Genomic DNA, 13,322 nt, shown 5'->3' on the forward strand with positions numbered 1-13,322 from the left:
GCCTTGCGGCACGCGTTATCCCTTGACGCACACCACCTGACGCAGGGTGTGCAGCACTTCAACCAGCTCACGCTGGGCGTGCATGACTTTGTCGATGTCCTTGTAGGCCATCGGAATTTCATCGATCACCGCAGCGTCCTTGCGGCATTCAACGTGCGCGGTGGCGCGGATCTGGTCTTCGACGGTGAAGGTGTTTTTGGCCTTGGTTCGGCTCATGGTTCGACCGGCACCGTGGCTGCAGGAGCAAAACGATTCTTCGTTGCCCAGACCGCGCACGATGAAACTCTTGGCGCCCATCGAACCGGGAATGATCCCCAACTCGCCCTTCTTCGCTGACACCGCGCCTTTGCGGGTGACCAGAATGTCCTCGCCGAAATGCCGCTCTTTCTGCACGTAGTTGTGGTGGCAGTTCACCGCTTCCAGCGCGACGTCGAATGGCTTGCGGATGATCTGCCGCGTGGCCTGAATCACCGCTTGCATCATCAGCGCACGGTTCTGCTTGGCGAAATCCTGGGCCCAGCCCACGGCTTCCACGTAGTCATCAAAATGCCGGCTGCCTTCTTCGAAGTACGCCAGGTCACGATCCGGCAGGTTGGCGATGTGCTGACGCATATCCGCCTGGGCCATCTGGATGAACAGGTTACCGATGGCGTTGCCGACACCGCGCGAGCCGCTGTGCAACATGAACCAGACCCGGTTGGCCTCATCCAGGCACACTTCGATGAAGTGGTTACCGCTGCCCAATGTTCCGAGGTGTCCGCGGTTGTTGGTGTTGGCCAGTTTCGGGTACTTGTCGGTGATCGCCTTGAACCGTGGATTCAACGCCGCCCAGGCCTGATCGGCCTGTTGCGGGACTTCGTCCCAGGCGCCTTTGTCACGGCGCGACCGGGTCGAACTGCGGCCATGAGGCACCGCTTGCTCGATGGCACTGCGCAGGCCATGCAGATTGTCCGGCAGATCGGCCGCAGTCAGCGAGGTTCGCGCGGCAATCATGCCGCAACCGATGTCCACCCCGACCGCTGCCGGGATGATCGCGCCGACCGTTGGAATCACGCTGCCGATGGTCGAGCCCTTGCCCAGATGGACGTCCGGCATGACCGCCAGGTGCTTGAAGATGAAGGGCATCTTCGCCGTGTTCATCAACTGCTCGCGCGCTTCGTTTTCCACCGGGACGCCTTCGGTCCAGAGCTTGATCGGTTTGCCGTTGGCGACTTCCAGCAGTTGGTAAGTGTGTTCTTTCATCATCTCGATTCTTCAAGTAGTCCCACCGGCAGTCGCCGGCAGATTCAAAAAAAGGTGGCACGACAAAGGTTGATGACTGTTGCGCGTTGCCGCGCACCGGGGTTAGCCGGCCTCAAATGTACAGCCATCGGCATTCGTGCCGTCACGCGCACTGACAAGGGTTTGGTGGGACGTCTTGGATGTAGTCCCACCGGCATTCAGTGCCCGTGACAAATCAATTCTTTGGGCGGCTCATTGCCTCACCCCATGCGTTCAATCGCTTCGACCCAATGCTGTGGTCCGTATCGGCCGGTGGTGAACTGGTCGATCACATCGAACACCGCATCACTGAAACCGCCGACATTCAGGATGTCTTCACGATCCGCCGCCGGTGTCGCCCAACCCGGTTGCAGGTCAATGCAAATCAGGCGTGCCTGGGGGTTGATGCGCTTTATCCGTTCCCATTGCAGCATCGTCTCGCTGGCGCCCTGGCGTCGCGCATCGATCCAGGATTCGTTGTCCGACACCATGATCAGCGTATCGACCCTGGCCTTGCTGTCCGCCAGCTTCTTCAACGGCGCCGAGCAGCAGGTTCCGCCGCCGAAAATGCCCGCAAGCTTTTCGGCATTACTGATCACACTGTCGCGCGGGTTGAGAGTGATATCCACCACCTTCCATTCGAACGGCATCACCCGCGCCGTCGGTTGTTTGCGCAACACCGCCGCCGTAATCAACGCCGCCACATCGATGCAGCGCACCGCCGTGGTCGCGCCCTGACGGTAACCGGTCAGCGGGCTGCCCATCGAGCCGGAAACATCCGGGCAAACCACCACCGCACCCGGAAGCTTCGGCACATTGGTCAACGACAGCTCCAGCGCATCCTGCAAAGCCTCGCGAATCAGCGCCGGCACGTCATCGCCGACCATCCTGTACGCCGCCAGCAACTGGTACGGATACACCCGCGCTTTAGCGACCGCTTCAGGATCCGCCAACCGCACGGCCACGTATTCGGTGCAACCCGGTACTTCAAAAGCACCGTGGCGCGCCAGCGTATTAAGGTTGATACGCAGGCCATGCCAGCCCATGTTTCGTGCCTGAGCCGCCCATTGCTCCTTGCTCAATGTTTCGTTACCGAGCAATTGAAACGGCACTTCAGGCACTTGATCACTCGCACCGCTGCGAAAGGCCAGCAAATCGCGAGTCAGTGCGGGCAACGCCTGTGCATCCACCGGCTTGCCGATCACCCAGGCAAAAAATGCTTCGCGCCAAGCCTCGGACGGTTTTGGGTGAACCATCTTCACCACATCCGCCAGCGAAGGCTGATTGCCGATCGATGCCTGCAACAGCTGTCGCTCGGTCGCGCTGTTCAGCCAGTTCTGCACCAGACGCTTGGGTTGAGAACCGAGGGAGCGGCGACCGGTGGCGCCACTGCGCAGGATCTGCACGAAGTTGCGCAGCATCTTGCCGCTGTCCACGACCTGCCCGAACACCTCCGGCACCAGCGCCGAACGCTGAGCCGTCAGCGCTGCCAGCAACAACGCCGGCATGTCTTTCATATGACCCTTTTGACGGGCGTAAAGAGCGGCATTTGCCACGAAACGGCTGTCCAGCTCCGCCACCAGCTTCAAAACCTGATCCAACTGACTTTGCGCGGATGCGTAAAAGGTCGAATTCAGGCAACCGGTGACTGCCAACTGGGCCAGTTGATGCTTGGGCGTATAGGCATAAGACGCGGCTCGGGAAGCATTCAAGGTGTCGCACGCCGGCAGGTTTTTCGATTGCGTATTGAAGAGGTTGAAGTTGGCCATCGTGGCGTCTCGCTGTGTTGTCCTGTTCGTTGCGAGAGGTATTGCAGCCGCTGTGCCAATTTTTGACGACCATCGTGAAATATTGTTATCTATTTGATTTATAACGTTTTTATTTTTTTAACGAGCGTGACCTGATTTTCATCACGACAAATAAAGCCCTAGAACACTATCATTCGATATCGTCATTTATCTTTCAGGATAATCAATGTCCAGCAAGCGCACCGTCGCCATCGGTTTCATCGGCGCCACCCTCGATCGAGTAGGCAAAGGCGCCAACCGCTGGAACCATTGGCGGCCTAGCGTGGGCCTGTGCCAGCAACCGGACGTATTGATCCATCGCCTGGAACTGATACACGGCACAGATGCACGGGACGCGAGCCTGGCCGAACGCATTCGCGAGGACATCCGTCAGGTGTCTCCGGGCACGGAAGTGCGCCTGCACCCGATGGCGTTGCGCAACCCCTGGGATTTCGAAGAGGTCTACGGCGCACTCCACGACTTCACCTCCGAGTACACCTTCGATACCGAGCGTGAGGACTATCTGGTGCACATCACCACGGGGACCCACGTCGCGCAGATCTGCTGGTTCTTGCTGACCGAGGCGCGCTACCTGCCCGCGCGCCTGATCCAGACCTCCCCCGCCCGCCGCAAGAGCGAAGAAGAACCGGCCACCGGCACCCACGCCCTGATCGACCTGGATCTGTCGCGCTACGACCGGATTGCTTCACGCTTCACCCACAGACGTCTGGAAGGCCTGGAGTTTCTCAAGTCCGGCATCGCCACCCGCAACACCGCATTCAACCGCTCGATCGAGCAGATCGAACGCGTGGCCGTGCGCTCGAAAGCGCCGATGCTGCTGATCGGCCCGACCGGCGCCGGCAAGTCCTTTCTCGCCCGACGTATCTACGAGCTCAAACGCAGTCGCCATCAAATGCAGGGGCGTTTCGTTGAAGTGAACTGCGCTACCCTGCGTGGCGATGGGGCAATGTCCGCGCTGTTCGGCCACGTCAAAGGCGCCTTTACCGGCGCGCAAAACGCCCGCGATGGTCTGCTGCGGGCCGCTGACGGCGGCATGTTGTTTCTCGACGAGATCGGCGAGCTGGGCGCGGACGAACAAGCCATGCTGCTCAAGGCCATAGAAGAGAAGCGCTTCTTCCCGCTGGGCTCGGACAAGGAGGTCGACAGCGACTTCCTGATCATCGCCGGCACCCACCGCGACCTGCGCAGTCGCGTCGCCGAAGGTCTGTTCAGGGAAGATCTCTACGCACGGATCAACCTCTGGACGTTCGACCTGCCGGGCCTGGCGGGTCGCCGCGAAGACATCGAACCCAACATCGATTTCGAGCTCGAACGCCATGCTCGCGAACACGGCCAACTGGTGCGCTTCAACCTTGAAGCCCGACGGCGCTACCTGAGTTTCGCCAGCTCAAGGGAAGCTGCGTGGCTGGGCAACTTCCGCGAGCTTTCGGCCTCGATCACGCGCATGGCGACGCTGGCCGACAGCGGGCGAATCGATGAAGCGCAGGTCGAGGAGGAAATTGATCGGCTGCGGTATGCGTGGGGCCTGGCGCAACCGGCCGGGATGACGAATGACTTGCCGGGCGATGCCGAGACGCTGGATCTGTTTGATCGATTGCAATTGAAAGCAGTGCTTGAGGTTTGTAGACAGGCAGACAGCTTGTCGGATGCTGGCAGGCGACTGTTCGGTGTGTCGCGACAGGCGAAGGCGCAGCCCAATGATGCGGACCGATTGAGGAAGTACCTCGGACGGTTCGGCATTGAATGGAGCCAGTTGCGTGAGCAGTGAAACATGACCGTGACCAATTGAGTCGATGAGATAAACTGCGCCGCACCGCGATACCGGCACCGAACGAAGGACAAAAACGGATGGACTTACTGGATTTTTTTTCAAACCTGCTATCGATTCTTGACGGCTTCCAGACGTCCGGCCAAAAGCCTCGCAGAGTCTTCACCCGCGGATTTGTCGTGACCTGCGTCTTTGTGGCGATCATCGAGCTGTTCTTGCTGAACCACATCTATAGCGGGCGTGCGTGAAGAATAGCTATGAGTTCCCGCCCGTCAGTTGACCGGCACTTTACCCCGAGTCAGAACTTCCAAACTCTATTCACCTGACGCGGAAGCCCCGACGATGAACAGAACCATTGCAGCCCTCATGCTTGGAAGTCTTTTATCTGCCACCGCACCGCTGGCGATGGCGGGAAGCAGCGTACCGCCTACCGGAATTCCAGGGGTCAATCAGGGAGGCACCGAATCCAAGGAAGACAAGGCCGATAAAAAGGGTGAAGAAGCCTCGGGGTCGAACTCCGGTGCAGAGTCCCACGAGACAGAGAAGGATGCACAAACATCCAGCGGGTCGAAGGATGGAGTTGAACAAAAGAAACCTTGAACGGTTTTGCTGCAACAGCAATTTTTCGCGGGCACAAAAAAGCCGATCCAGGTGATCGGCTTAAATGTCTGATTTTACTCAGGAATAATGGTCGGGACGGAGTGATTCGAACACTCGACCCCTAGCACCCCATGCTAGTGCGCTACCGGACTGCGCTACGCCCCGACTAGGCGTGAAACTCGCTCTTCGTCTCGAAGAACGCTCAAGAATATATCGCAAGCTTTTGAAAACTGGAAGTATTTAAAAGCAGGAAATTATTTCTTGAGAACCACCAGAACGTCTTCGAGCTCGGCGATCATCTGGCGGATCATTTGCTTGTATTGGGTGGTGTCGTCTTTGGCTTCATCGCCGGACAGACGCAGACGTGCGCCGCCGATGGTGAACCCCTGATCGTAAAGGAGCGCGCGGATCTGCCGGATCATCAGCACGTCCTGTCGCTGATAATACCGGCGGTTTCCGCGGCGTTTGACGGGGTTGAGCTGAGGAAACTCCTGCTCCCAATAGCGCAGCACGTGTGGTTTTACCGCACACAGCTCGCTGACTTCACCGATGGTGAAGTAGCGTTTGCCCGGGATGACGGGTAGTTCGTCGTTATGACTTGGTTCCAGCATAAGCCTCAACTCGGGCCTTCAACTTCTGCCCTGGACGAAAGGTGACCACACGGCGAGCCGTGATCGGGATTTCTTCCCCCGTTTTCGGGTTGCGGCCAGGCCGCTGGCGTTTGTCCCGAAGGTCGAAATTGCCGAAACCCGACAATTTGACCTGCTCGTTGTCTTCGAGAGCGTGCCTGATTTCCTCGAAAAACAGCTCCACCAATTCCTTGGCTTCCCGCTTGTTCAGGCCCAGCTCTTCATACAGACGTTCCGCCATCTCAGCTTTCGTCAAAGCCCCCATACGTCACTTCCTTAACGTGGCGTTCAACCTTTGTTCGAGCGAGGTGAGGATATTTTGCGTCGTCGAATTCACCTCATCGTCATTAAGAGTGCGCGATGGATGCTGCCAGGTCAAGCCGACTGCAAGGCTTTTTCTATCAGGATCAATGCCTTTACCCTGATACACGTCAAATAGCCTGAGGTCTGTCAGCCATTCGCCTGCATTTTCACGGATTACGTCCAGTACAGCCGAGGCTGCGACGTCTTTGTGCGCAATCAGTGCCAGGTCACGACGCACTTCAGGAAAGCGCGACAACTCATGGAATTTCGGCATTTTACCCAAAGCGACTTCAGCCAGAATCAGCTCGAAGACGAAGACCGGACGGTCGAGACCCAGGGATTTCGACAACTCAGGATGAATCGCGCCGATAAAGCCGACTTCACGCCCTTCCCGCTCGATGCGTGCGGTCTGACCAGGATGCAGTGCAGGATGTTTACCCGGTGCAAAAGTGAACTGGTCCAGCGCACCAGCAAAGCCCAGCACCGCTTCTACGTCAGCCTTGACGTCGAAGAAGTCAACGGTGTCGCGACCTTGCGCCCAGCCTTCCGGCAGACGGCTGCCGCACACCACACCGGCGATCATCGGCTCTTGTTTCAGACCTTCCAGCTGACCTACAAAGCGCAGACCGCTCTCGAACAGACGAACGCGATCCTGCTGACGGTTGAGGTTGTGCTGCAGCGCCTTGACCAGACCCGGCCACAGCGACGAACGCATGGCGGCCATGTCATTGGAGATCGGGTTCGCCAACAGCAGCGGCTCAACGCCCGGGTTGAACAGCTCGAACTGCTTCGGATCGATGAAACTGTAAGTGATTGCTTCCTGATAACCACGAGCGACCAGCAGACGACGCAGTTCCGGCAGATCGCTGCGCGCTTCGGCCTTGGCCTGTGGCGCCAGACGAGCTTGCGGGTAACGAACCGGCAGGCGGTTGTAACCGTACAGACGTGCCAGCTCTTCGATCAGATCGACTTCCAGGCTGATATCGAAGCGATGGCTCGGCACTTCTACGCGCCACTGCCCTGCTCCGTCGGCGGAAACCTTCAGACCCAAAGCGCTGAGCAGACGCTCGACTTCGGCGAAATCCATTTCCATGCCCAGCATCTGGGTAATGCGCTGCGCACGCAGAGTGATCGGCGCGATCGACGGCAGGTGCTGCTCGCTGACGGTCTCGATGATCGGGCCAGCTTCGCCACCGGTGATTTCCAGCAGCAGGCCAGTGGCGCGCTCCATGGCTTCACGGGCCAGTTGCCAGTCCACACCGCGCTCGTAGCGGTGCGAAGCATCGGTGTGCAGACCGTAGGAACGAGCCTTGCCCGCCACAGCGATCTGGTCGAAGAACGCACTCTCAAGGAATACATCGCGAGTGGTCGCGGATACACCGCTGTGCTCGCCACCCATCACGCCGGCAATCGCCAGAGCGCGACTGTGGTCGGCGATCACCAGCGTATCGCTACGCAGGCTGACTTCCTGACCGTCGAGCAGCACGAGCTTCTCACCCTCTTCCGCCATGCGCACCCGGATGCCGCCATTGATTTCGGCGAGATCGAAAGCGTGCAGCGGCTGACCCAGTTCGAGCATTACGTAGTTGGTGATGTCGACTGCGGCATCGATGCTGCGCACTTCAGCGCGACGCAGACGCTCAACCATCCACAGCGGCGTCGGCTTGGACAGATCAACGTTGCGAATGACACGACCCAGATAACGCGGGCACGCGGCAGGTGCCAGAACCTCTACCGAGCGCACTTCGTCGTGCACCGCAGGAACGGTCATCACCACCGGGCGAGTGACCGGAGCGTCGTACAGCGCGCCGACTTCACGAGCCAGACCAGCCAGAGACAGACAGTCGCCACGGTTCGGAGTCAGGTCGACTTCGATGCTGGCGTCTTCCAGGTCCAGATAAACACGGAAATCTTCGCCCACCGGCGCATCAGCCGGCAGCTCCATCAGACCGTCATTGCCTTCGCCGATCTGAAGTTCGGCTTGCGAGCACAGCATGCCGTTGGACTCGACGCCGCGCAGCTTGGCCTTCTTGATCTTGAAGTCGCCCGGCAGTTCGGCACCGATCATCGCGAACGGAATCTTCAGGCCCGGACGCACGTTTGGCGCACCGCACACGACCTGGAAAGTTTCCGCGCCATTGCTGACCTGGCAAACGCGCAATTTGTCGGCATCGGGGTGCTGCTCGGTGCTCAGCACCTCGCCCACCACCACGCCACTGAAAACACCGGCGGCCGGCGTAACGCTATCGACCTCAAGACCGGCCATCGACAGACGGGCAACCAGCGCGTCGCGATCTACCTGCGGGCTGACCCAGCCACGCAGCCATTGTTCACTGAATTTCATCCTGCTCTCCTAAGAATTCGTTACGACTAGCGAAATTGCGCGAGGAACCGCAAGTCGTTGTCGAAGAACAGACGCAAGTCGTTCACGCCGTAACGCAGCATGGCCAGACGCTCAACGCCCATGCCGAAGGCAAAGCCCGAGAACTCTTCCGGATCGATCCCGGACATGCGCAACACGTTCGGGTGAACCATTCCGCAGCCCATCACTTCCAGCCAGCCGGTCTGTTTGCAGACGCGGCAGCCTTTACCGCTGCACATCACGCATTCCATGTCGACTTCGGCGGAAGGCTCGGTGAACGGGAAGTACGAAGGACGGAAACGCACGGCCAGTTCTTTTTCGAAGAACACCCGCAGGAACTCTTCGATCGTGCCTTTGAGGTCGGCGAAGTTGATATCGCGATCGACCAGCAGGCCTTCGACCTGGTGGAACATCGGCGAGTGGGTGATATCGGAGTCGCTGCGGTACACACGACCTGGGCAGACGATGCGGATCGGCGGCTTTTTCGATTCCATGGTGCGGACCTGTACCGGCGAGGTATGGGTGCGCAGCAACATGTTGGCGTTGAAATAGAAGGTGTCATGCATCGACCGGGCCGGGTGGTGGCCTGGGATGTTGAGCGCCTCGAAGTTGTGATAGTCGTCTTCGACCTCAGGGCCTTCGGCGATGCCGTAGCCGATATGGGTGAAGAACTGTTCGATACGTTCCAGAGTCCGGGTTACCGGATGCAGACCACCGGAGGTCTGACCACGGCCCGGCAGGGTCACGTCAATGGATTCGGCAGACAGTTTGGCAGCCAGTTCGGCTTCCTCAAACAAAGCCATGCGCGCATTGAGAACGCCTGTAACACGCTCCTTGGCAACGTTGATCAGGGCGCCGACTTGCGGACGCTCTTCTGCCGGCAAATTCCCCAGGGTCTTCATCACCTGAGTCAATTCACCTTTTTTGCCAAGGTATTGAACCCGGATTTGCTCCAGGGCATTGATATCTTCAGCGCTTTGCACAGCCTCTAGTGCTTGAGAGACCAGCGCATCCAGGTTTTCCATGTACAGACTCCAGATACAAAATAGGGGAAGAGCTTGAAGGCTCTTCCCCTATTTATGACGTTTAACACCTGACCCCACAGAGGTGAGGCCGGGTGACTGTCGGGGGTACTTAAGCCAAGGTGGCTTTAGCTTTCTCGACAATCGCAGCAAACGCCGCTTTTTCGTTCACTGCCAGATCAGCCAGAACCTTACGGTCGATCTCGATGGACGCTTTTTTCAGGCCGGCGATGAATCGGCTGTAGGACAGACCGTTAACACGAGCACCAGCGTTGATACGAGCGATCCACAGAGCGCGGAACTGACGTTTTTTCTGACGACGGTCACGGTAGGCGTATTGGCCTGCCTTGATTACCGCTTGCTTGGCAACACGGAATACGCGGGAGCGTGCGCCGTAGTAGCCTTTAGCAAGTTTCAGAATTTTTTTGTGACGTTTACGGGCAATGACGCCACGCTTTACACGAGCCATGAGTTACTTCCTCTATTCTTGATCCAAAAATTAACGAAGGCGCAGCATGCGCTCGACTTTTGCCACGTCAGACGGATGCAGCAAGCTGCTACCGCGCAGTTGACGCTTACGCTTGGTCGACATTTTGGTCAGGATGTGGCTCTTGAAAGCGTGCTTGTGCTTGATACCGTTAGCAGTTTTCAGAAACCGCTTAGCAGCACCACTTTTGGTTTTCATCTTTGGCATGTTCGGATACTCCGCATTCAGTTGATAAACATAATCAGAAGGCCTGCCGTGCCCTGTTGATTACTTCTTCTTTTTCGGGGCGATGACCATGATCAGCTGGCGTCCTTCCATCTTAGGATGCTGTTCGACCGAACCGTACTCGAGCAGGTCTTGTTCAACCCGCTTGAGGAGTTCCATCCCCAGCTCCTGGTGGGCCATCTCACGGCCGCGGAATCGCAAGGATACCTTGGCCCTGTCCCCGTCACTCAGGAAACGTACCAGGTTGCGCAGTTTTACCTGGTAATCCCCTTCCTCCGTCCCTGGACGAAACTTGATTTCTTTTACCTGAATCTGCTTCTGGTTCTTCTTCGCCGCAGCAATCTGCTTCTTCTTTTCGAAGATCGATTTGCCGTAGTCCATCACCCGGCAAACCGGTGGGACTGCGTCGGCAGAGATTTCTACCAGATCAAGCTTGGCTTCTTCAGCAATACGAAGCGCTTCATCAATCGAGACGATGCCAATCTGCTCGCCATCAGCGCCAATTAACCGAACCTCGCGTGCCGAGATATTCTCGTTGATCGGGGCTTTCGGTGCAGCTCGTTTATCTTGTCTCATTTCACGCTTAATAATAATTACTCCGAATCTGGGCGACCACGCCGGGAAACCGCTTGCGCGAGAAACTCAGCGAACTGGGCGACGGGCATCGAGCCCAGGTCAGCACCTTCACGAGTACGCACAGCGACAGTCTGCATCTCGACTTCCTTATCCCCAATAACCAAGAGATATGGAACCTTGAGCAAAGTATGCTCGCGGATTTTAAAGCCGATCTTTTCATTTCTCAAGTCGGACTTGGCACGAAACCCGCTTTCGTTGAGAGTTTTTTCGACCTGAGCGACGAAATCTGCCTGTTTATCAGTGATATTCATGATCACTGCCTGGGTTGGCGCCAGCCACGCAGGGAATGCACCTTCGTAGTGCTCGATCAGAATCCCGACGAAACGCTCGAACGAACCGAGGATCGCACGGTGCAACATCACCGGGTGCTTGCGGCTATTGTCTTCGGAGACGTATTCGGCTCCCAGACGCACAGGCAGGTTGAAATCGAGCTGCAAGGTACCACACTGCCACACGCGGCCGAGGCAATCTTTCAGCGAGAATTCAATCTTCGGACCGTAGAACGCACCCTCACCCGGCTGCAGATCGTATGGCAGGCCAGCGCTATCAAGGGCTGCAGCGAGGGCTGCTTCGGCGCGATCCCACAGCTCGTCGGAACCAACGCGCTTTTCCGGACGAGTGGACAGCTTCATCTCGACATCGGTGAAGCCGAAGTCACGGTAAACATCCATGGTCAGCTTGATGAACGCAGCGGATTCAGCCTGCATCTGCTCTTCGGTGCAGAAGATGTGGGCGTCATCCTGGGTAAACGCACGCACACGCATGATGCCGTGCAGCGCACCCGATGGCTCGTTACGGTGGCAGGCACCGAATTCGGCCAAGCGCATCGGCAACTCGCGGTAGCTCTTCAGGCCCTGATTGAACACCTGCACGTGGCACGGGCAGTTCATCGGTTTGATGGCGTAGTCGCGGCTTTCCGACTCGGTAGTGAACATGTTGTCGGCGTAGTTGGCCCAGTGCCCGGACTTTTCCCACAGGCTACGATCAACGACTTGCGGCGTCTTGATTTCAAGATAGCCATTGTCGCGCTGCACCTTGCGCATGTACTGCTCGAGTACCTGGTACAACGTCCAGCCATTCGGGTGCCAGAACACCATGCCCGGCGCTTCTTCCTGTGTATGGAACAGGCCCAGGCGCTTGCCGATCTTGCGGTGATCGCGCTTTTCAGCTTCTTCGATACGCTGGATGTAAGCAGCCAGTTGCTTCTTGTCTGCCCACGCGGTGCCATAAACGCGCTGCAATTGCTCGTTCTTGGCATCACCGCGCCAGTAGGCGCCGGACAGCTTGGTAAGCTTGAAGGATTTCAGGAAGCGTGTGTTCGGCACGTGCGGACCGCGGCACATGTCGACGTATTCTTCGTGGTAGTACAGGCCCATGGCCTGCTCGTTCGGCATGTCTTCGACCAGGCGCAGCTTGTAGTCTTCGCCACGGGCCTTGAACACTTCGATCACTTCGGCACGCGGAGTGACTTTCTTGATCACGTCATATTCTGTATCGATAAGCTGCTGCATGCGCTGTTCGATGGCCGCCATGTCGTCCGGAGTAAAAGGACGCTCGAAGGCGATGTCGTAATAGAAACCTTCGTCGATGACCGGCCCGATGACCATTTTTGCAGTCGGATACAGCTGCTTGACCGCATGGCCGACCAGGTGGGCGCAAGAGTGGCGAATGATCTCCAGCCCCTCTTCATCCTTTGGCGTGATGATTTGCAGCGTTGCGTCGCTGTCGATGATGTCGCTAGCGTCAACCAGCTTGCCGTTCACCTTGCCGGCCAGGGTGGCCTTGGCCAGGCCTGCACCGATGGATGCGGCGACCTCGGCTACGGAAACCGGGTGATCGAATGAACGTTGACTGCCGTCGGGAAGAGTAATAGTTGGCATGGCGCCTCCTCTCCTAGTGGTGACCCCTACCAAAGGTCACGTGGGTTGGGATGAGCCAGTACAAGATCCGGTCCAGGCCATTCAATGACGAACGCCTGCCTTACAGCGGCAGGAGCCTTGCGGCCAACCGGAAAACCGAACCAGAGTGACTGGGATTCAAATCAGAAAATTCGTGCGCGGCCGCAACCGGGACTGAAGGTCATCCGGAGCCTGCGAACGCCCGAGCCAGGCATGCTAGCACAGATGAATGGTCACCGATGCACTCTGGTTTTTACCAAGAGGCAAATCGTCTGTTTTATGCCAGAGTGCTGAACTTGATCGGCCTTTGGGCCCTCAGATAAC

13 protein-coding genes and 1 tRNA gene are annotated in these 13,322 nt (G+C 57.8%); 3 read left to right on the plus strand and 11 right to left on the minus strand.

The features are described from left to right. Positions 1 to 15: 15 nt before the first annotated feature. Positions 16 to 1,242, minus strand: a complete 1,227-nt coding sequence (locus BMZ46_RS09740; protein ID WP_074687890.1) for an RtcB family protein — start codon at positions 1,240 to 1,242, stop codon at positions 16 to 18. Positions 1,243 to 1,481: 239 nt separating this feature from the next. Beyond that, positions 1,482 to 3,029 (minus strand): TROVE domain-containing protein, encoded by a 1,548-nt coding sequence (locus BMZ46_RS09745; RefSeq protein ID WP_074687705.1) that lies wholly within the window; start codon positions 3,027 to 3,029, stop codon positions 1,482 to 1,484. 205 nt (positions 3,030 to 3,234) lie between these two features. On the opposite strand from BMZ46_RS09745, the gene rtcR reads away from it, so the two are divergent. The 3 genes from rtcR (at position 3,235) to BMZ46_RS09755 (ending at position 5,436) form a co-directional block, all read left to right on the plus strand. After that, complete coding sequence (gene rtcR, locus BMZ46_RS09750) at positions 3,235 to 4,836, plus strand: RNA repair transcriptional activator RtcR (RefSeq protein ID WP_074687704.1); 1,602 nt, start codon at positions 3,235 to 3,237, stop codon at positions 4,834 to 4,836. A gap of 80 nt (positions 4,837 to 4,916) precedes the next feature. Beyond that, positions 4,917 to 5,084 carry a hypothetical protein gene (locus BMZ46_RS29310; RefSeq protein WP_166742349.1) on the plus strand — a complete coding sequence of 56 codons (168 nt, stop codon included), beginning with the start codon at positions 4,917 to 4,919 and terminating at the stop codon, positions 5,082 to 5,084. Between the two features lie 94 nt (positions 5,085 to 5,178). Further along, positions 5,179 to 5,436 carry a hypothetical protein gene (locus BMZ46_RS09755; protein ID WP_074687703.1) on the plus strand — a complete coding sequence of 86 codons (258 nt, stop codon included), beginning with the start codon at positions 5,179 to 5,181 and terminating at the stop codon, positions 5,434 to 5,436. Between the two features lie 88 nt (positions 5,437 to 5,524). On the opposite strand, the gene BMZ46_RS09760 is transcribed toward BMZ46_RS09755, so the two are convergent. The 9 genes from BMZ46_RS09760 to thrS form a co-directional block, all read right to left on the minus strand. Further along, positions 5,525 to 5,601 (minus strand) — tRNA-Pro (locus BMZ46_RS09760). Positions 5,602 to 5,690: 89 nt separating this feature from the next. Then, positions 5,691 to 6,047, minus strand: a complete 357-nt coding sequence (locus BMZ46_RS09765; RefSeq protein WP_003179985.1) for a MerR family transcriptional regulator — start codon at positions 6,045 to 6,047, stop codon at positions 5,691 to 5,693. Then, a complete protein-coding gene (gene ihfA, locus BMZ46_RS09770) occupies positions 6,028 to 6,330 on the minus strand; it encodes an integration host factor subunit alpha (RefSeq protein WP_002553164.1) in 303 nt (100 codons plus the stop codon). Before ihfA ends, BMZ46_RS09765 begins: the two co-directional genes overlap by 20 nt. A gap of 3 nt (positions 6,331 to 6,333) precedes the next feature. Continuing rightward, positions 6,334 to 8,712, minus strand: coding sequence for a phenylalanine--tRNA ligase subunit beta (gene pheT / locus BMZ46_RS09775; protein WP_074687702.1), 2,379 nt, complete (start codon positions 8,710 to 8,712; stop codon positions 6,334 to 6,336). Positions 8,713 to 8,738: 26 nt separating this feature from the next. Beyond that, positions 8,739 to 9,755, minus strand: coding sequence for a phenylalanine--tRNA ligase subunit alpha (gene pheS / locus BMZ46_RS09780; RefSeq protein ID WP_011333387.1), 1,017 nt, complete (start codon positions 9,753 to 9,755; stop codon positions 8,739 to 8,741). Between the two features lie 109 nt (positions 9,756 to 9,864). Then, positions 9,865 to 10,221 carry a 50S ribosomal protein L20 gene (rplT, locus tag BMZ46_RS09785; RefSeq protein ID WP_002553161.1) on the minus strand — a complete coding sequence of 119 codons (357 nt, stop codon included), beginning with the start codon at positions 10,219 to 10,221 and terminating at the stop codon, positions 9,865 to 9,867. Positions 10,222 to 10,251: 30 nt separating this feature from the next. Then, positions 10,252 to 10,446, minus strand: coding sequence for a 50S ribosomal protein L35 (rpmI, locus tag BMZ46_RS09790; protein ID WP_002553160.1), 195 nt, complete (start codon positions 10,444 to 10,446; stop codon positions 10,252 to 10,254). Positions 10,447 to 10,506: 60 nt separating this feature from the next. After that, positions 10,507 to 11,058, minus strand: a complete 552-nt coding sequence (gene infC / locus BMZ46_RS09795) for a translation initiation factor IF-3 (protein WP_169432615.1) — start codon at positions 11,056 to 11,058, stop codon at positions 10,507 to 10,509. After that, positions 11,058 to 12,980: a threonine--tRNA ligase gene (gene thrS, locus BMZ46_RS09800; protein ID WP_039771550.1), complete on the minus strand. Its 1,923-nt coding sequence runs from the start codon at positions 12,978 to 12,980 to the stop codon at positions 11,058 to 11,060. Before thrS ends, infC begins: the two co-directional genes overlap by 1 nt. Positions 12,981 to 13,322: the final 342 nt, after the last annotated feature.

Source organism: Pseudomonas sp. NFIX49, assembly GCF_900115915.1.
Classification (GTDB): domain Bacteria; phylum Pseudomonadota; class Gammaproteobacteria; order Pseudomonadales; family Pseudomonadaceae; genus Aquipseudomonas; species Aquipseudomonas pharyngis.

Bases quoted from the DNA above. Each gene is read 5' to 3' on its own strand.
- thrS (WP_039771550.1), bottom strand. From the start codon at position 12,980: ATGCCAACTATTACTCTTCCCGACGGCAGTCAACGTTCATTCGATCAC.
- rtcR (WP_074687704.1), top strand. From the start codon at position 3,235: ATGTCCAGCAAGCGCACCGTCGCCATCGGTTTCATCGGCGCCACCCTC.
- pheT (WP_074687702.1), bottom strand. From the start codon at position 8,712: ATGAAATTCAGTGAACAATGGCTGCGTGGCTGGGTCAGCCCGCAGGTA.
- ihfA (WP_002553164.1), bottom strand. From the start codon at position 6,330: ATGGGGGCTTTGACGAAAGCTGAGATGGCGGAACGTCTGTATGAAGAG.
- BMZ46_RS09765 (WP_003179985.1), bottom strand. From the start codon at position 6,047: ATGCTGGAACCAAGTCATAACGACGAACTACCCGTCATCCCGGGCAAA.
- BMZ46_RS09740 (WP_074687890.1), bottom strand. From the start codon at position 1,242: ATGAAAGAACACACTTACCAACTGCTGGAAGTCGCCAACGGCAAACCG.
- rplT (WP_002553161.1), bottom strand. From the start codon at position 10,221: ATGGCTCGTGTAAAGCGTGGCGTCATTGCCCGTAAACGTCACAAAAAA.
- BMZ46_RS09745 (WP_074687705.1), bottom strand. From the start codon at position 3,029: ATGGCCAACTTCAACCTCTTCAATACGCAATCGAAAAACCTGCCGGCG.
- BMZ46_RS29310 (WP_166742349.1), top strand. From the start codon at position 4,917: ATGGACTTACTGGATTTTTTTTCAAACCTGCTATCGATTCTTGACGGC.
- pheS (WP_011333387.1), bottom strand. From the start codon at position 9,755: ATGGAAAACCTGGATGCGCTGGTCTCTCAAGCACTAGAGGCTGTGCAA.
- BMZ46_RS09755 (WP_074687703.1), top strand. From the start codon at position 5,179: ATGAACAGAACCATTGCAGCCCTCATGCTTGGAAGTCTTTTATCTGCC.
- rpmI (WP_002553160.1), bottom strand. From the start codon at position 10,446: ATGCCAAAGATGAAAACCAAAAGTGGTGCTGCTAAGCGGTTTCTGAAA.